Origin of the sequence: Anoxybacillus sp. UARK-01, assembly GCF_002075365.1 — a bacterium.
In the GTDB taxonomy this organism is placed as follows: domain Bacteria; phylum Bacillota; class Bacilli; order Bacillales; family Anoxybacillaceae; genus Anoxybacteroides; species Anoxybacteroides rupiense.
Genome location: NZ_NASY01000037.1, coordinates 153,099 through 171,233, shown reverse-complemented (window position 1 = coordinate 171,233; position 18,135 = coordinate 153,099). Strand labels below are relative to the sequence as shown.

The window sequence follows — 18,135 nt, the reverse complement described above, 5'->3', positions numbered from 1 at the left end:
GAATACATAATTGAACATTCATCTAAGGATCATTTCGCTTCTTCTTTTTCCGTCCTTTTTGTCATATGCTCTTTCTCATAATTATCGTCTTCGATATTGTCGCGGATCGTTTTTTTGCAGCACGAATGAGGACATGACTAAAAAACAGGCGCAGACGGCGTAATGATCCTTTCTCAACAAGCGGCGCATCCATATTGTACAGTCCAATCAACATGAACGCGCATGATAAAACGAAAGACGCCCAAGCTAAAAATAGTAAATGCCTGCGTGTTGCGGCGGCGGTAACGCCTTATTCGCTCCCCCTTCCCAAACCAACTTCTCATAATTTATAATGGTACTACATCGCCCCAGTAATAAGGCTTCTTATAAGCAATACTACAATCATAGATCGTTTTCTTCATGTCTGTTTCCCCCTTATTCAACAAATAAAAACGGAGCCCCGTTGATAAGATCGTTACGAGCATGACATTGAAAAGCGAAGATACGAGGAAGATTTCAGTTCATTTGGACCATTCCTGTTTTAAAAACCTTTATTTTTTCTTTTTATAGTAAGATAGAAATGGAGGGAAAAACATGATCACAAAAGTTGTTCAATGGGGAGAGGCAAAAGTAAGATTAACGTGGAATCCGGATACACAGCTTCCGCCAAGACATTTAATAACAAGTGCTCACGCTTTTTGCTTTCAAGATGGCAAGCTGCTGCTGGTGAATCTTAACCATAGGGGATGGGACTTTCCCGGCGGACATATGGAACAAGGAGAAACTCCTACAGAATGTGTCAAACGTGAAGCATATGAGGAAGGCTATGTGAGAGGAAGCTGTTTTCTTTTAGGGCATATTGTCGTTGATCATAGCGCCAATCCCAAATGGGATGAAAGCAGTCCTTATCCCAAAATCGGCTATCAAGTTTTTTATCGTATGGATATTGAGCAAGTATTGGATTTTGAAGGAAAATACGAATCAGTTGAAAGAATTTTTATCAATCCAAATGAAGTAATAGACTATTATCATGATTGGAACGAACTTTATCAGGAAATCCTTTATCGTGCTATAAACCCATCATAGACATTAACCTTCAAGCAAGAGTAAAGGGTTCGATGGGCTCCTATCGCCACATTTAGAGCTTCTTTCATCCTGTTTGCTGAACAATAGCTGTCCATCAGAGCAACCGTTTTGAAAGACATGAACCCTCCTGAATTCAGGAGCGATGTTCATGTCTCTTTTGCTTACATTTACGGTTTGAAATGTTGGATAACGCTCCCTTTTCCGTTGTTCACTTTGACTTCAGCCAACGCTCCGTTAATAAAAGTGATTTGCGGCGGAACGTGTCCGCAGTCGATATCGTACACAATGGGAATTTGCAGCTCTTGCGCCAAATCTTGATACACATCTTCTGCTGTATAGCCATCAATCGGTTTATTGGCAGCGCTGCGCCCAAACAAAATTCCCGAACAATGATCAAACCAGCCCGCCAATTTCATTTGCACAAGAGAACGCCGCAAATCTGTAGTGGAAAGCTCGCAGTTTTCTAAATACCAAATGATAGGCTCACCGTTGAGATGGGTTTGACGAAAATCACGGACACGGCCATAAGGTGTGCCAATCAAATGCCGAATGACATCAATGCAGCCACCGAGCAATCGGCCTTGCAGGTTGACAGGTCTATTTGTAATGGTTTTCCAATATGTCTCTTCTGTAAGATGGAACACGCATGGAGATGGGTTGTCATGCTGCCACTCCTTTTGATATTTTCGCGAAGAATATTGAATCACAGCTGCACCTGACTGCGTCGACAAAACCGTCTCCCACATGGCTGTTGTCTCATCAACATATTCACCTCTAATATCTACAAAGTTCGTTCCGTGAGCAGTGGCGATTCCGGTGTTTAGCGTAATCGCTAATAGTAGAACGCTTGTATCAGAATACCCTAAAATCCATTTTTTGTTAATCTTTGCGAAATCGAGTTCTTCGAGAATCTCAATTGATAGCTCCCCTCCCCAAGGCGGGATGATCAAATCAATCTTTTCATTTTGCATCATGTCCATCCATTCGTTCACTCTCTTTTTTGCATGAGCCGATTTGGCTTTTTCTTGCGTCCAAACCGTTTCACCGCAAACGACTTTATACCCTTTTTTCTCTATGCGTTCGCAAGCCCCTCGAAGCATCGGATGCAAAGCGGGCTTGACGCCTGAGGAAGGTGCGGTGATACCAATTGTTGCTCCTTTTCGTAAAAATGGATATTCGATCATTCGCCTCTCTCCTGTTCTGTCTAACCATTCAAATTTTGCAGTTTAGTCTTTGGATAACGACACCGCTATTGATTTATGAATGTTTATATAAACCGATCCGTTCTTGTTCGGAAACAGCGGAATAAAGGGCTTGGTTGGCTTGAGTCATCACCGCCCAATATCGGTCGCCGTATGACCAATGCCACCATTCTGTAAAATCATTCACAAAACCGACAGGTTGAAGAGCATGAGCGAGGATTTGCCGGTTTTTTCGAGCTTCTTCGCTAATATTGGCTGCGTCAAAAAAAGTGGCGTTGTCTGTCTCTTGCGGTATAGCATCATAGGTGTACCAAGATCCAACTCGCTGCCGTTCACATCAACCAAAGTTAAATCGCTGGCTCCTCCTGTTGGGTGAAGAGCTATATTTGGCGTAGCCACATATTTAGATGCCTCTGCTATAAGATCAGCTGAATTTTTGTTTGGAAACTGGAGCTTTGCCCGTTGCAAAGCACGATCAAAAGCACGCTGCTGAATATGCAAAGGTCTGTATCCTTCTTTAACCAAAAAGCGCAGGCCCTTTGGAAGCAAGGCTTTGGCTATAGAAAGCTTCTTGGCTATCGACAGGCGGACACAAACGAAAAGTAATCGCTTCTGTTTGCAAAAACCGGATCTACTGCAATATCTGGATCAAAGTAAGCAAGGTCAACAAATGGTTCTTGTGATGGCTCAACAGGCATAGAGAAAACAAGGGAATCGCTCATTAAAATCGTTTTCGTTTCTTTCACAAACCTCTCTCCTTTTTCTCGATTTCCGTAAACCTCGACATGTTTTTATAAAGCAACGCAGAAAGCTTCTTTTAGGCTAGTGTGAAAAACTCTTCGCTAACGGAATCCGGATGAACTTATCATCGTGATGACCGGGAACCCCCCTGCCGTCCGTGTTATTCGTGACAAAATATAAATCATCCTTCCATATAAACACATCACGTACCCGGCCCACATGATTCACGATTTGCTTATATGTTTTCGTTTCAAGATTGAACGCCAAAACTCCTTCGCCACGCAGTTGGGCAGCGTATAAAACTCCACGGTTATAAGCGAGTCCAGATGGCGCCCAAGTATGACCGCCAGAATGGAATAACGGCTTGATCATTCCTTCCTGTTTCTCGTCTCCCTGAATAAAAGGCCAGCCATAGTTGCCCCCAGGTTGGATCGTATTGATCTCATCATGCGCGCTGGAGCCGTGTTCAGAGCTATACAGCTGACCGTTCTCATCCCAAACCAGACCTTGGGGGTTGCGATGCCCATAGCTATAAACAAATGAGTCAGAAAAAGGATTGTCTCTTGGTATCGTCCCATCCAAATTCATCCGCAGAATTTTTCCTCCAATTGACGATAAATCCTGCGCCAGCATTGGATCGGTTGCATCTCCAGTGGCAATATATAACTTGCGATCTGGTCCGATTTTGATTCTACCGCCATGGTGAAAATTGCCGCTTGGGATGCGATCTAACAACACTCGCTCTTCTGTCCATCCGTCACTCCTTTCACGCAGTTCTACTACCCGATTAAATTGTCCGTGTTCATCCTCGTATGTGTAATATAAAAAAGCATAGTTCTTTTTCTCTGGGTGGAGGGCAAAACCTAATACTCCTGCTTCAGCTGCCGTCGCAAGCCTTTTATCCAATTGAAGATTTTGCCTTACCTTCTGCTTGCCTGTTATTTTGACAATGGAACCTGTCCGTTCTGAAATATAAAAGGAGGTGCCGTCCCATTCTATCGCCCATGGCGCGCTTAAATCTTGCGCAATGATGCTTTCGTGTTCAACAGGATGGGAGTCATTTTGCTCGTTATCTTCCGATTGATTTGAACAACTTGCTAGAAAAATCATGATACAGGTGATGCTTGCTAAGCGTTTCTTCATTCGCTTTCTCCCCCATCATTCAATAGTTTTCGTTTTTGTCAATCTTCCTTCGTCGCTATGTTGATCATCATCACTTCGTCATGTCGCTTATTTTTATCACGATCCATTTTTTTACCCATGGACAGTTGATACAGCAAAAGGAGGGACAAAAATTTTATTGAACGACTTTTTCTCTTTTATGTGATGTGGAGAGTCATATAGTATTTATTTAGAGAAGTTTGTTTTCTATTTTTCATTCGGCAAAAATATGAAAATCCCTTTTGGCGGATGTTTTCGCTTTTTAATCCCCCCTTTTTCTATCAATTCAAAAATTGATTATTTAGTTGACAAATGGCCATTGATGATTGATAATAGAGATACAGAACGTATATTCGTATATTTTCTCCTATTGTTTTTACACGTTTGATAAAGGAGAGAATTGGAAATGGGTTCAAACCAATAGAAATCAAGCATGTTTTTTCATCATGAAAATGGGGCGGTTTGATATGCGGCATTCGTCTTAAAGGAACAGCCGATGATGCGATTAACAGCAGCCATCCTCACTCGTTTACGCCGGCCATATTTTTAAGCAAGCATTTGAACAGTTGGCACAGAGAGGAACAGTTCTCATGCTGCTTGCTCCATCTCCATTCAGCCAACAGTTGGAGTGTCATGGCAGCTAAATCTTGCAAAGCCTTAACAGTTTGAAAATAAATACAAGTAGAGAGGTTATGTTATGTCCGTAACACATACCAATCCATCTATGGCTTCGCTATTGCGTAATCGCTTTATTCAAACGATTATGACAGCAGGAGTGCTTATCCAAATCGGCATTTGGATTCGCAACTTTGCGATTTTATTGTTTGTTACCGAAAAAACGAATGGCAACGCACTTGCTGTTTCACTTATTTCAGTGGCTGAATTTGCACCCATTTTTATCTTTTCATTTATCGGCGGAACGTTTGCCGACCGCTGGCGGCCTAAACGCACGATGATCTGGTGTGATCTCTTAAGTGCCCTATCAATCTTTGCCATCCTTCTTGCACTTTTATTTAGCACATGGAAAGCAGTGTTTCTCGCAACCTTTGTTTCTGCCATTTTATCGCAGTTTTCTCAGCCTTCGGGAATGAAATTATTTAAAGTGCACGTTCACGAAGCACAGATGCAAGCAGGCATGTCGCTATTCCAAACCATGATGGCCGTCTTTGTTGTGATTGGCCCTGTATTAGGAACATTTGTATTTCAACAATTTGGAATTTATATTTCCATGGCGATCGTCGGTCTCGCTTTTTTATTCTCTGCTCTTGTGCTAACCCTGCTGCCGCCGGATCGAATCGAAAAAACTGATTCTTCTGTCCCCCTTTGGGATGAAATGAAGCAAGGCTTTCACTATGTATGGTCGCGTAAAGTGCTTGTGATTCTTGGCGGAGGATTTATTGCCGCTGGATTCGGGATAGGATTAATCCAGCCTTTGTCTATCTTTCTTGTGACTGAGCGGCTTGGGATGGAAGAAAGCTATTTGCAATGGCTGTTCGCCGCACACGGGGCCGCTATGATGATCGGTGGAGGTTTAGCTATGGCATTTTCCCATCGAGTGGCGCCGCATATTTTACTCATGATGGGAATGGGCAGTATGGCCATAGGGATTTTTGTGATCGGCTGGTCCACTCTGTTTTGGCTCACCCTATTGGCAGAGTTTTCTATTGGTTTGTTTATGCCGGCTTTTCATATCGGCATGAACACCATTATTATGAATCAAACGGATGCAGCGTTCGTAGGCCGTGTCAACGGCATATTGACACCGATGTTCATGGGAGCGATGGTCATTACAATGAGCTTGTCTGGTCTCTTGAAGGAACAGCTATCTCTATTTCTTATTTATCAGATTTCCGCCGCGCTGTTTTTCATTGGGATGATCATCATGCTTCCGATGTTTCGAATGCTTCATCCTGCTAAAGCTAAATCATGACAACTCACAAAGCCCAGCCGTTTGGGCGGCCTGAGGCAGCCTGAAACAAAAAGCTGTTTGAGCGTATGAATCAAGTCATACGTTCAACAGCTTTTTTGCCTCCTTTAAACAGAAACTGTCATTCATTAGCATTATGAACCTCTCCTACCTTCATTCCGTTTAGAGGGGGAGCTTCTCGGTAGATGTGTTAAAAATCAATCTCAATTTACAAAAAATGGCATTTTTCCTGTCACCATGCCAATACGGTCGTGAACCGTGAAAATATATTATACAAATCCTTCATGGTAAATAGCCGCACCAACCAATCGCTTGTTCATCGCGTATCTTCTCCTCGACTATTCGTATCAAATGATTCTTTTCTCATCATTCGTTTCTTTTGTTTAGTCCAATATACCATAGCAAGAAATAGCCCTGTTAGCACAAAGCCGAGTCCTCCCAATAAACCAAGCATTCGATTACTGACGGCTTCTAACATGATTCCAGTTGTGAACATAGATATTCCGATGAAGGTATTTGACACGGTTACCAGCCATCCAAATACGAAGCCTTGCTGGCCAACAGGTGTTTCTTGCATAACGATAGAATCCATACATGTATTGCAAATACCAGATGCAAAAGAGATGAAAATATAAAGCAGACAAGCGATCCATGCTAAGTAGACGTGGCTTAAAAACATGAGGCCTATCCCTTCTATTATAAGTGCCGCCAGCCCAATGAATAAAAGATGCTGAGTGATTCGCTGGGAAATCATAAAGCTTAACATTAATCCCACTCCAAGAGCCCCGTAAAACAGACCGACTCCTATATCGCCAAGATGAAACTCTTGAATGGCATAGATGCTAATGAGAACATTATCAATGCCATTAAACAGCGGCACAATCAGTTCAAACAAGCACACAATATACAAAGCGGCAGAAGCTATTACTAACTTTTTGATTGTTTGGATCGAGTGAAAGGTGCCTGTTCTTTTTTCTTTATCTGGCTCTCTCTTTCGATGGACGAATGGAATGGAAGCGATCATAAAAGCCGCAAGCAAAAATGAAAGCCCGTTCAGCCAAAATGTCAAATCCGTTCCAAAATAAAAAGCCACGATTCCCCCGGACAATGATCCTCCGATTAAAACAATGCCAAGCATAACTTGCTCTAAACTGTTAATTTTGATGATATGATCTTTTTTGACAAGCAACGGAATCCACGATTTTCGCGCAGGAGCGTAAATGGCTTCTCCTGCGGCTAGCATAAACGTACTAATGTAAATCAGCCACATATCATCTGCGCTATTGGCAAATGCCAATGAAATCGCAAAAATGATTCTAGATAGATCGGTTATAATTAGGATGTTTTTTCGTGAAAACTGATCGGCCAGCTTTCCTCCTAAAGGACCGAATAATAAAAAAGGAAAAACACGAATGGCTAAAACAGCACCAACAGCCCATCCGGAACCCGTTAATTCTAAAAGCTTCGATAACAACGCCACTTGACTAAAGCGATCGCCGATTCCATTCACAATTCCCGCTCCAAATAGCCGCAGATAATGCTTTTCTTGTTGCAAAAGATGAGCTATGCTTCCCATCCAATTCCCCTCTCTAATTTGATATATATCTAATTAGATGAGCAAAAAATAATAAATGATGGATATCGTCGTTGTTTGCTCATCATTTTTTTACTAATTGATTTTTCCAGCATCTGCTAAAAATGCGGAAGCGTTATTATCTCTTTAATTCGATATACACCTAATTAGATATTAATCTAATTTGTTGGTTCAAGCAAGCCTTACCAATAAAAATTTTCCTCTTTATATGTATAGATGCGATATCAAGCTTACTAATTGATTGGCTTTGCATGGCAAAGAAAAAGGAGGAGGCTTACTTCTCCTCCGTTATTGCCGTGTCATTTTTAATTCTTGAATGAGTTGGGCGGTTTGCTGATACAGACTTAATGGATATCGGTACCATTTTAACTCTGACGGAACACTAATTTGCAGGGAAAGCGCAGATAAGTCAAGCAAGTCAGGCATCCGGCCGGAGGCTCCTGAATGATTTTGCTTCTCCATTGCTTGATGGAGCTGATTTCCTATGTATTCCCCCAGCATTTTTAATTGCATGGTCCATTGCTCTCGTTCATCTGCTGACATCGTTCCCATTTTGGTCCAGTCGTGGAACGGGGGAAGAATGCTGGAAATATACAGATAGCCTGTTGTCAATAGCGAAAGGATGTGCTTATATTGCTTTAATGACTGCTGTTTATTTTTTGAGAAAATGTTTAATTTAAGGCTTTTCTCTGCCATTTGTAAATCCTTCTGCACTTGATGCAGCTCCTGCAGCAGGTTGGCTACATCTTTTTTTAACGCTTGTCCCTCAAGAGGATCACAGTGACCATGAACCCAATCAGCACTTCTCTTAAATAGCTGGATAAGATGAAAACCAAATTGATTTAAGGTTTGTCCGGCTTCTTTCACATAGCTCGGTGGAAAAAGCAACATGTGAATGAAAATGGCTGTGAATGCTCCGACGATGGTATCTCTCACCCGATCTGAGGGATAACTGGCTGTTTGGTGGGCAAAGACAAACACTAACAAAATGGTCAAGGCCACTTGATGAATGATGGTTTTATGTACTCTTAGTATGACGGGAAGCAGCATTCCCCCAAGCAATAAGCAGCCAATCGTCCATCCATTTACCTCCAAATGACTGACAATAAAGACCGTCACAACCACTCCAAAAACAGTGCCAATCATTCTATAAAAAGCATAGGCAGCTGAATGCCAAACGGTTTCTTGCATAGAAAGAATGACGGTTAACGGTGCTAAGTAAGGATGTTTGGAGCCAAGCAGCTTCGCTACCTCCCATGATACGCCAGCTGCCAATGCGATTTTGACGATAAGCATGATTCCTTTTATTAGAGCGCGCTGTTGTCTGCTTTTGTTGTTTTTCATAACAATCTCCTTATCTCAACTGGCTTCCTTGCTTTCGATTTGTATCGTTATTATGAACGGGAACGAATAAATTATGACAGCCAAACGATTTTAGATCCCCTAAACCGTAAAAAAGGATTGAAGGCTGCTTTCCTTCAATCCCAATAAGAAGTTTATTGTTTAGAAAAGGGCATCTATTGCGTACTGTCCAGGTCCAATTAAGGCGACTCCTATCGCGACAGCGAGCAGAACGAAATTGTATTCAAAACCATTTTGTGTAACCCAAAACCCGTTCGCTTGATGGACTTTCACAATGGCCACAAGCATCGTAAGCGCGAGAAGCAATGCTGCGATCCAAGTGAATAAGCCGGCAGCAAATAAAGCTCCGCCAATAAACTCGGCTAATCCAGCCAACAAGGCCATCGTCACCCCCGGTTTCATGCCTATGGACTCAAACCAGCTTCCTGTTCCCTTGATCCCATAACCGCCAAACCATCCAAATAATTTTTGTGCACCATGTCCCATAAATGTTAAACCAACCACCAATCGAATAATCAATAAACCTACATCCATCATTTTTCTGTCCCTCCCTAAGATGTTTTATAAATAGTTAACAAATTCAGATACCGGTTTACGGTATCCTCTTGGCCTTCTGCTTTGAATTTTTTCTTTCCCTACTGTAATCATCAGTACAGGTTCATATGGATCTGAAATATTTAACGTTTGCTTCAGTTCGTTAGGATCAAAGCCGATCATTGGGCAAGTGTCCCATCCTTTGCTCTTAGCAGCGAGCATAAACAGCATGGCTGATAACGATGCGTTTCGAATCGCTTCATCCCGTTGAAAGACTTCGCCCCTGTTTTCATAAAAAGAAACGGTATCCCCTACCATTTGCTCGAATTCATGCTTATTTAAAATTCCCAGTGCTAAAAGCCCTTCATAAATGTGAGCTGCTTCTCGATAAGCCTTTTTGTCTCCTAAGACTACAATGACGGCAGACGCTGTCGACACTTTGTGTTGTCCGTAAGCAGCTTTTTTTACTTTTTCTTTTAAGCCAGGATGAAGAACCACCAAATAGCGAGTATGCTGTAAATTAAAAGCTGATGGCGCGAGCTTTACTAACTCGAAGATCTCATTTAGCTCTTTTTCGCTAATGGGATGATTTTCAAGAAAATTATGAGCGGAACGACGTTCTTTGACTAATTGTGTGAAAGATTCCATTTCGATTCCTCCAGTTTTTATACTCAATTCAAATATTGTTAATTCGAGACACTTTCTTACTTGCCTTTCACCTCACAAAACGGCTGGCTTATAGGAGGATCTGCCGGTACTGGGCTAAGATCTTTTTTCTTTCTATAAATTATGTGTGACAGGCAAGTCCTAAAACCAAATCCATATTGAATGCTCTTAAAGATTTCCGAAATATCTCGAATTAATTTATTTTTAATTCAAGATAAATATACTACGCTTTTTTTCATTTTGTCAATTTTTTTCATATCATGATGAAACTTAACACTTTAGTTTTTACATCTTTAATTGTTCATCGACAGATGATTTATTCTATCTTCCTTCACATGCATGGACAGCCGGCGCTTATTTTTCCGGATTAACCGTATAAAAAAGGGAAATGGAGACACATTAACAACAGAGATGATTTTTCTTGAAAGGAGATGATCTAATCATGCTGAAATATGCAAAGCTAATCATGACCTTGGCACTTGCCATTCCTCTTTTGTTTGGATGTGCCGCTAATAATTATGACAATGAAGCAAGAAATAACGATAACCGCGTGCAAAATGTCCGATATAATCCGCCTGACCGCAACCGTCCGACGAATCAAGAAACAAGAATGGAAGTCGCCCAAACAGCAGCTGACCGCGTTGCGGACTTGAAAGAAGTAAGTGAAGCAAATGTGATTGTCGCTAATCGCACAGCGTATGTCGCGGTTATACTCAGCAATCATCTAAAAGGCAAAATGACAAAGGATGTTGAGCGAAAAATTGCGAATACAGTGAAACAGACAGATCCAAAAATCGATAATGTGTTTGTTTCAACAAATCCTGATTTTGTCGAACGCATGGCTGATTATTCACAAAAATTGCAGCAAGGGAGACCCGTCTCCGGACTTTTCGAGGAATTTAGCGAAATGGTCAGACGCGTCTTTCCAACAGCTCGCTAATCAAACGAGCAGTCAAGATTAAATGGAAAAAGTAGTACAAGAATAATCGATCATAGTAAGAAAGCTCAATCAGCCTGAGTCTTATTTGGCTGATTGAGCTTTTTCCTTGTTTTTAGTCCGTTTTTTCTTTTTCTAATCGATCTTCGAATGATGCTTTTATGCAAAATGGTTCGTATGCTTAACATCCCTCCTGGCAGACTGAAACAAGGGCGAATTTTAGGTTCTACATAAACATAAAAAGGAAAATTATCCTCATTATACCGTGATTCAGGTTACGATACATCCTTCATTACAAAAAATAGAAACCATTTTTTTCTGTCTGATAGTCATTTTCAACATAAAAACTTAATTCCCTTTCTCCTCTAAGATGCAAAACGGTGTTCTTTCCGTTATACTTAATCAAGTAATCTGTTGATGGATGGAAAGGAGAATAGCATTGAAATCTCTCGTTCTTGCTGAAAAGCCGAGCGTCGCCCGTGAAATTGCCCGTGTGCTTGGCTGCAAACAGCCTCATAAGCACTACTTTGAAGGAAGCAAATATATTGTCACATGGGCGCTTGGCCATTTAATTGAATTAAAAATGCCGGAGCATTACGATCCGAAATATAAAACATGGAGACTCGAGGATTTGCCGATTATTCCACAGAAGATGGGATTAACTATTATTAAACAAACAAGTCCGCAATTTAGGGCGATTGCCCATTTGGCTAAACGCCCAGATATTAAGGATTGCATCATTGCTACAGATGCAGGACGCGAAGGCGAGCTTGTCGCCAGATGGATTTTGCAAAAAATCCAGTGGAAAAAGCCGCTCTGGCGCTTATGGATTTCTTCGCAGACAGACAAAGCGATTAGAGATGGATTCAAACAGCTAAAACCAGGAGCACAATTTGACTCTTTATATCAATCGGCTGTTTGTCGCGCAGAAGCGGATTGGTTGATCGGTTTAAATGTCACAAGAGCGTTAACGACAAAGTATCATGAACCTCTGTCGGCCGGACGCGTTCAAACCCCGACGCTCGCCATGATTATAGAGCGTGAAAAAGAAATTCAGCACTTTGTCCCTAAGCCGTATTGGACCATTCATGCCCGCATCGGCCCGTTTTCAGCGGTTTGGGAGAAGAATGGCGAAAAGCGAATTTTTTCAAAAGAAGCGGCCCATCAGCTATATCAAAAGCTGCAAATACAACAAGCATCCGTTATTTCTATAGAACGAAAGAAAAAAACAGAACCACAGCCGCTTCCCTATGATTTAACTGAGCTGCAGCGCGAGGCTAACAAACGGTTTGGATTTTCCGCAAAGAAAACATTAAATATCTTGCAGCGGCTCTATGAGCATCATAAGCTTGTCACCTATCCGCGTACAGACTCCCGCTATTTAACACCAGATATGGAAGCAACGATGCTTGAGCGGCTGAAAGCGATGGCAGGAAGCTATAAGGAAGAAGTTGGTCCGCTTCTGGCCAAAAAAAGCAAGGTCATCGCCAGACGGGTGTTTAATCAAGAAAAAGTAACGGACCATCATGCTATTATTCCAACGGAAGAGCCGCTCCATCTGATGAAGCTCTCTGATGAAGAGCGAAAACTATATGATTTAATTGCACGCCGTTTTTTGGCGCTATTTTATCCTGCTTATGAATATGAAACGATTCATGTTGTTTTTGATGCCGGAGGCGAGCCGCTAGCGGCTCGCGAAACGGCAGTCGTGGATATCGGTTTTCGCAAAGTGCTAGGAAAAAGCGACAATGAGCCATCCCGGCCACATTTGCCGATCATAAGAAAAGGACAAGTGTTGACATTGAATGAGCTAGAACTTAAAGAAGCACTTACAGAGCCGCCCCTTCGTTATTCAGAAGCTGATATTTTATCACACATGGAAAAATACGGCCTTGGTACACCTGCCACAAGAGCCGATATTATTGAGCGCCTTCTCGAAACGGAGGCAGTGGAACGAAAAAATAGCCGCTTATATCCGACAAAAAAAGGAAAACAGCTAATCGAACTCGTTAATCAAGAGCTGAGATCACCTGAACTAACAGCGCGCTGGGAACGGGAGCTGGAAGCCATCGCTCGCGGAAAAGGAAATGCGAAAGCCTTTTTGCAAAACATCCGCCGGCAAACAGAACAGCTTGTCTCTGAGATTAAACAAAGCAAGCAAACCTACCGAGCGCACAATTTGACCGGCTCAATGTGCCCAGAGTGTGGCTCGTTTTTAAAAGAACGGACAACGAAAGAAGGCAAAGTGCTCATCTGTTCTAACACAGAGTGCCGCTATCGCAAGCATAAAAAGGAAGCGAAGCTGTCGAAACGGCGTTGCCCGCAATGTCAAAAACGAATGGAAATCCATGAAGGAAAAGCGGGCGTTTATTTTCAATGCCGCCGTTGCAACATGGTCGAAAAAGCCGAGGAAAAGAAAAGCACAGCGATTAACCGCCAAGACCGGGCATTGTTGAAAAAGTATAGCGCGGAAAACGACGCGTTTGGCACAAGCTTAGGAGAATTGCTTAAACAAGCATTAGACAAAAAGGAAAGCTAACATAAGACTAGAAACTGGCGCCTCTTTTCTTTTTGCGAAAGAGGCACCGATTTTTTTAGACACTCTCTCCTCACTGTCTTTTTTCTTTGTGAAACTGTTTGATGGCCATCCGCTCCCACCACTTCCACGGAAGTCGTTTTTTCAGAGCTATCGTTAGTTTCACCCCTCTGCCAACCGGATATCGTAAATCTGGGGCTGGGGACTTTGCTACCTCGACAATCTTGCGAATGACTTCGTCTGGAGGAGGTGCCGTCTCTGCAACGCGATTGACGTATTTTAAAACGGCGTTCATCTCTTTGGCATAAGCGGAATGAGGAGAGATCGTTACTCTTCCTATCGATTTGGACCAAATATCCGTTTTGTAAGAACCAGGTTCGATTAACACGACATAAACTCCGTATGGCAACATTTCCAAACGAAGCGACTCGCTAAACCCTTCTACGGCAAATTTTGATGCTACATAAGGGCCCATCGAAGGGAACCCGATTTGTCCGCTAATGCTGCTGATATTGATGATCTTGCCATTTCGACGCTCTCTCATCGATGGCAACACCGCTTTTGTGACAGCGACTAGTCCAAAAAAGTTCGTTTGGAATTGCTGCTGCCATTCCTCGATATCAAGCTCTTCTGTAAAGCCACCTGTGGCAAAGCCTGCGTTGTTTACTAATACATCAATCTGCCCATAACGGTTGATTACGTCTTGAATGACCATTTCCACAGCGAAAAAGTCGGTGACATCCAATGAAATAACCTCTAACCGATCGATGACCCCAGCTTCTTGAGCGGCCGATTCTAGCCCTCCTTTGTTCTGAACGTTTCGCATTGAAGCCACTACCTGATAACCTTCACGGGCAAGCGCCACGCTTGTCCGTAATCCAAAGCCGCTTGATGCCCCCGTCACAAACGCAACGGGAGATTTATGTGAATTTTGATTCATACAATCATCCCCTCCTGACGTTTTGTTTCTTCTTACACCATATTCCTGATTAATGTGTTAAACGTGCCTATATTCAATTGGATAAGGATAGCGGTCATTCCTGCTTCCCTCACTTTTGTTATGATTGCATAAATAAACCTCCTTCCCTGAGGGGGCAGACTTCTCGGTGGATCATGTTAAAAACCCCCATCATGAACGGATGGAGGTTACTTTCTTTTCGGTCCTGTTTTCTCTTGCCATTACGACTAACATGGCGCCGCTTAGTACAATCAGCCCACCAATGATTTGCATCATGGACATTGTTTCATGCAAAAATACCATAGATAGGAGAAACGTAATGACTGGCTCAATCATGCTTAGAATCGATGCTTTGGTTGGCCCAATCATATTCATTCCGGCAAAAAACGTAAGCATAGCGAGAATGCTAGAGAAGAAAGAGGTTCCGATGACGGGAAGCCAGCCGATATGATCAAAATGAAAATGAAGCGTTTGCGTCAATGTGCCCCATATAAAAAAAGACATCGCCGCAAATAACGCAATATAGGCGCTAGTCGTAATCGGCTGTACTTGTGCCGTCACTTTGCTCCCCATAATAATATAGATCGAATAAATCACCGCTGCTCCGATCGCAAGTCCTACCCCGGCTGGTTGAATACCTCCCGCTGGAGCCCCTAACACCATTATCATCCCTATTAAAGAAATACATATCGCTGTGATGATTGGCGTGGTTAGTTTCTCTTTATTGATGAAAAATGAAAGAATAGCGACAAAAATCGGATTTAGGTAAAGCAATAAAGCCGCTAGTGAGGACGGGATGTACTTCACTGCATTAAAATAAAAAGTAGATTGCATAGTATAACAAATGCCGCCTAGCAGAAACAGATAAAAAAGATGGGACCATGACACTTTCCAATGCTTTTCTTTGATAAGTAAATACATAAAAAAGAAAAGTGCAGCAAACGCAAAACGCAAAAACAGCAAAGTTGTGACTGTTACACCGCTCTCGTACGCATACAATGCAAAGATGGGAATGAAGGCAAATCCCGTTGCTGATAAAAATACGAGCACATATCCTTTCCACATATTGCTTGCACCTCGAATCATTAAAATCTAGAACGAAATGCGGCGATCCTTTAAAACCTCTTCCCCATCTTTACTTTTTTTGGGTGAATGGGTTATCGCAAAATCATATAGCATCCTAGATACAATTATAATCACTTTGAAATCTTAAACAATAGGAGAAATAATCAGACGTTATTTTCAGTATATAATAGAGAATTGTTCAAGACTATCTATAAAATTGGGGGCATCGTGTTACAGAAAAAGGTCGTTCTTGGTGAAAATCACTGCCACCATGAACAACCTTTCGAAGCAAATGAAAAAGGGGGAAGATAGCTGATCAACGGCTACTTCAATGGATATGCGTTCAATGCTTGTTTTCTTACTTTCGCTTTTTCAGCAAACGTTTGGTCAAGGTCGTAGCCATAAATAGCATTCTCCCAGTCGCCGTACATCGGATTCGGGAGAACAATAAATTTGCGGCCGAACTCTTCACGGAAGCGATCCACGTTAGCATTGCGCTCTTCTAATGGCTTTTGGTCAAACTCTTTTGTAAAATCGCTTAAATTATCTCCAAACAATGCTACAATTTCGTGGGTTTGCTGGATTTTTTGCCGGCGAGGTTCTTTGCTATTTTCTTTGGCGCGAAACAGCATATGGTCCGCTGTTGCTTGTGGAAATCCTTTTTCCTTCAAGTTTTTAATCGTTGCCTTTCCCTCGTTTTCATCGCGGTTGGATACGTAGAAAATATCGATTCCTTTTGAATCAACGTATGTAAGGAATTCAACAGCACCTGGAAGAGCTTCTGCTTGTGCTTGCATCACCCATTTATGCCAGTCGGTAAAGTTCGGCACTCCTTTTTGAATAATATAAGCTTCATAGGGGCTATTATTTAAAATGGTTTCATCAATGTCGAGCACGATGGCCAGTTTCTTCCTTGAATGACTATTGCGCTTTTGTTTAAGAGCGTCGTCAACCACCATTTTCCCCAGGTTGTATGCTTGATAATAAAGTGCTTGCATCTCTCCTGATTTCTGATACCAAAGGGTAGCCATCAGCATATGTTCGTTGTTGGATGTAGATGGCACCGTTTTTTCTACTGACTGCGACGCTATGGCCGTCTCGGCGCTCACTGCAAAGATGGAAAAAGAAAAAATGCTTGCAGCAATCAGACCGCTTAATGTGTTTCTCCATTTGTTCATGCTGTTTACCTCCTAAGCTGCCTTGTGTTTTGAAGCATGTCCTCTTGTATTTTTTACACTTTTTTTGCTGATCATGCATCTTTCTTTTTCAACCGCATCGCACCATCAGCTTTTATCATAGCTGGAATGAAGTGTCTCTGCTTTGTGGTGAATAGAAACCCATGGCCGCTTATTTTCCCAACGAAGGCTGATGTCTAGCTGAAAGGCTTCAGATAAATGTTGATCGATCAGCACTTCCTCTTTTTTTCCCGAAGCAATGATTTTCCCTTCCTTTAATACTAAAACATGTGTCATTTCTTCAATAATCTCCTCGATATAGTGAGTGACATAGAGAATATGGCAGCGTTGACTAGCGATAATCTCTTTAATAGACCATAGCAATTCCTCCCGCGTTAAAATGTCTAATCCAACAGAAGGCTCGTCTAATATGAGCAGCTTAGGCTGGGCCATCAAGGCTCTGGCAATCAGCGTCTTCCGCTTTTCTCCCTGCGATAATGTATCATACGCTTTTCCTTGCAGGTGGTTCATTCGAAACATATGCATCAGCTGTTCTGCCTGCTTCCTATCTTCATCCGTCGTTTTTTCATATAAACCAATGCTGGCGAATTTGCCGCTGATAATAATATCCTCTACTGATTCAGAGGCAAGCGTTGATTGAAAAGCGTCTAAAGCGCTGCTCACAAAACCGATTTGCTTTCGAAGATTCGGCAAATTCGTTTTGCCAAATACATTTCCTAAAACCGTTACCTCTCCTTTTGTTGGATATTGATAGCCTGTCACAATATTCAATAAAGAGGTTTTTCCTGAACCGTTCAAACCTAAAATAACCCAATGCTCTTTCTCGTTAACTTCCCAGTTCAGCTCTTTCAAAATGACTCGATTTCCTTTAATCAGTGATACATTGTTCATCTGGATAATTGCTTCCATTCTATTGTACACCTCTATTCTAAAATCTTTCCACACCGCAAAACATGCCAACATCGCGACATTTACAAGCCCATCGTTCTAAGCATGTATCGGGTTCATAGGGAACGGTGCTGTAAATTGTATGAATGTTCTTTTGATAACAGCAGTCCGAACAACTCAATTAAAAAATTCTGAATATTACATTTTATTATAATTCTTTTTCTATTTTTTGTAAATGATCGTTTGGAAAATGAACAGAGCAGCATCCGATAAGGAAAGAGATAGATGTTTTTCGAAGGTTCA

At 42.0% G+C, this 18,135-nt stretch carries 18 protein-coding genes; 4 read left to right on the top strand and 14 right to left on the bottom strand.

Annotated elements, in window-relative coordinates:
- Window positions 1-61: 61 nt before the first annotated feature.
- The gene (locus B6A27_RS19370; protein ID WP_080861285.1) at window positions 62-214 is read right to left on the bottom strand and encodes a hypothetical protein; all 153 of its coding nucleotides are present in this window, start codon (window positions 212-214) and stop codon (window positions 62-64) included.
- Between the two features lie 359 nt (window positions 215-573).
- Here B6A27_RS19370 and B6A27_RS08150 point away from each other — a divergent pair, with 359 nt between their 5' ends.
- Complete coding sequence (locus B6A27_RS08150) at window positions 574-1,065, top strand: NUDIX hydrolase (RefSeq protein ID WP_080861281.1); 492 nt, start codon at window positions 574-576, stop codon at window positions 1,063-1,065.
- A 167-nt stretch (window positions 1,066-1,232) separates the two neighbouring features.
- Here B6A27_RS08150 and B6A27_RS08145 read toward each other — a convergent pair whose 3' ends face one another.
- The 5 genes from B6A27_RS08145 to B6A27_RS08135 all read right to left on the bottom strand — a co-directional run bounded on the left by B6A27_RS08145 (window position 1,233) and on the right by B6A27_RS08135 (window position 4,151).
- Window positions 1,233-2,249, bottom strand: a complete 1,017-nt coding sequence (locus B6A27_RS08145) for a S66 family peptidase (protein WP_080861278.1) — start codon at window positions 2,247-2,249, stop codon at window positions 1,233-1,235.
- A gap of 73 nt (window positions 2,250-2,322) precedes the next feature.
- Window positions 2,323-2,487 carry a hypothetical protein gene (locus B6A27_RS19365; protein ID WP_369824157.1) on the bottom strand — a complete coding sequence of 55 codons (165 nt, stop codon included), beginning with the start codon at window positions 2,485-2,487 and terminating at the stop codon, window positions 2,323-2,325.
- On the bottom strand, window positions 2,451-2,792 hold the full coding sequence (locus B6A27_RS18815) for a M15 family metallopeptidase domain-containing protein (RefSeq protein ID WP_201722553.1): 342 nt from the start codon (window positions 2,790-2,792) through the stop codon (window positions 2,451-2,453). The genes B6A27_RS19365 and B6A27_RS18815 overlap by 37 nt, the downstream gene beginning before the upstream one ends.
- Window positions 2,793-2,842: 50 nt before the next feature.
- Window positions 2,843-3,013 (bottom strand): hypothetical protein, encoded by a 171-nt coding sequence (locus B6A27_RS18625; RefSeq protein ID WP_156450546.1) that lies wholly within the window; start codon window positions 3,011-3,013, stop codon window positions 2,843-2,845.
- A gap of 76 nt (window positions 3,014-3,089) precedes the next feature.
- Entirely contained in the window at window positions 3,090-4,151 is a 1,062-nt protein-coding gene (locus B6A27_RS08135; RefSeq protein ID WP_066149861.1) for a PQQ-dependent sugar dehydrogenase, read from the bottom strand.
- Between the two features lie 715 nt (window positions 4,152-4,866).
- Here B6A27_RS08135 and B6A27_RS08130 point away from each other — a divergent pair.
- A complete protein-coding gene (locus B6A27_RS08130; RefSeq protein WP_080861275.1) occupies window positions 4,867-6,099 on the top strand; it encodes an MFS transporter in 1,233 nt (410 codons plus the stop codon).
- A 313-nt stretch (window positions 6,100-6,412) separates the two neighbouring features.
- Here B6A27_RS08130 and B6A27_RS08125 read toward each other — a convergent pair whose 3' ends face one another.
- The 4 genes from B6A27_RS08125 to B6A27_RS08110 form a co-directional block, all read right to left on the bottom strand.
- The gene (locus tag B6A27_RS08125) at window positions 6,413-7,672 is read right to left on the bottom strand and encodes an MFS transporter (protein ID WP_080861270.1); all 1,260 of its coding nucleotides are present in this window, start codon (window positions 7,670-7,672) and stop codon (window positions 6,413-6,415) included.
- 306 nt (window positions 7,673-7,978) lie between these two features.
- On the bottom strand, window positions 7,979-9,034 hold the full coding sequence (locus B6A27_RS08120; RefSeq protein ID WP_080861267.1) for an FUSC family protein: 1,056 nt from the start codon (window positions 9,032-9,034) through the stop codon (window positions 7,979-7,981).
- Between the two features lie 159 nt (window positions 9,035-9,193).
- Entirely contained in the window at window positions 9,194-9,589 is a 396-nt protein-coding gene (locus B6A27_RS08115) for a DoxX family protein (RefSeq protein ID WP_080861260.1), read from the bottom strand.
- A gap of 24 nt (window positions 9,590-9,613) precedes the next feature.
- Window positions 9,614-10,234 (bottom strand): nitroreductase family protein, encoded by a 621-nt coding sequence (locus B6A27_RS08110; protein ID WP_080861256.1) that lies wholly within the window; start codon window positions 10,232-10,234, stop codon window positions 9,614-9,616.
- A gap of 460 nt (window positions 10,235-10,694) precedes the next feature.
- Between B6A27_RS08110 and B6A27_RS08105 the strand changes: the two genes are divergently transcribed.
- Together B6A27_RS08105 and B6A27_RS08100 are read left to right on the top strand one after the other, a co-directional pair.
- Entirely contained in the window at window positions 10,695-11,192 is a 498-nt protein-coding gene (locus B6A27_RS08105; RefSeq protein ID WP_139788096.1) for a YhcN/YlaJ family sporulation lipoprotein, read from the top strand.
- Between the two features lie 436 nt (window positions 11,193-11,628).
- The gene (locus tag B6A27_RS08100; protein ID WP_080861253.1) at window positions 11,629-13,728 is read left to right on the top strand and encodes a DNA topoisomerase III; all 2,100 of its coding nucleotides are present in this window, start codon (window positions 11,629-11,631) and stop codon (window positions 13,726-13,728) included.
- A 70-nt stretch (window positions 13,729-13,798) separates the two neighbouring features.
- Here B6A27_RS08100 and B6A27_RS08095 read toward each other — a convergent pair whose 3' ends face one another.
- The 4 genes from B6A27_RS08095 to B6A27_RS08080 all read right to left on the bottom strand — a co-directional run bounded on the left by B6A27_RS08095 (window position 13,799) and on the right by B6A27_RS08080 (window position 17,853).
- Window positions 13,799-14,665: an oxidoreductase gene (locus tag B6A27_RS08095; protein WP_080861249.1), complete on the bottom strand. Its 867-nt coding sequence runs from the start codon at window positions 14,663-14,665 to the stop codon at window positions 13,799-13,801.
- A 189-nt stretch (window positions 14,666-14,854) separates the two neighbouring features.
- Window positions 14,855-15,748 carry a DMT family transporter gene (locus B6A27_RS08090; RefSeq protein WP_080861246.1) on the bottom strand — a complete coding sequence of 298 codons (894 nt, stop codon included), beginning with the start codon at window positions 15,746-15,748 and terminating at the stop codon, window positions 14,855-14,857.
- 323 nt (window positions 15,749-16,071) lie between these two features.
- Window positions 16,072-16,926 carry a 5'-nucleotidase, lipoprotein e(P4) family gene (locus tag B6A27_RS08085; protein ID WP_080861244.1) on the bottom strand — a complete coding sequence of 285 codons (855 nt, stop codon included), beginning with the start codon at window positions 16,924-16,926 and terminating at the stop codon, window positions 16,072-16,074.
- 105 nt (window positions 16,927-17,031) lie between these two features.
- The gene (locus B6A27_RS08080; RefSeq protein WP_080861235.1) at window positions 17,032-17,853 is read right to left on the bottom strand and encodes an ABC transporter ATP-binding protein; all 822 of its coding nucleotides are present in this window, start codon (window positions 17,851-17,853) and stop codon (window positions 17,032-17,034) included.
- Between the last annotated feature and the right edge of the window lie 282 nt (window positions 17,854-18,135).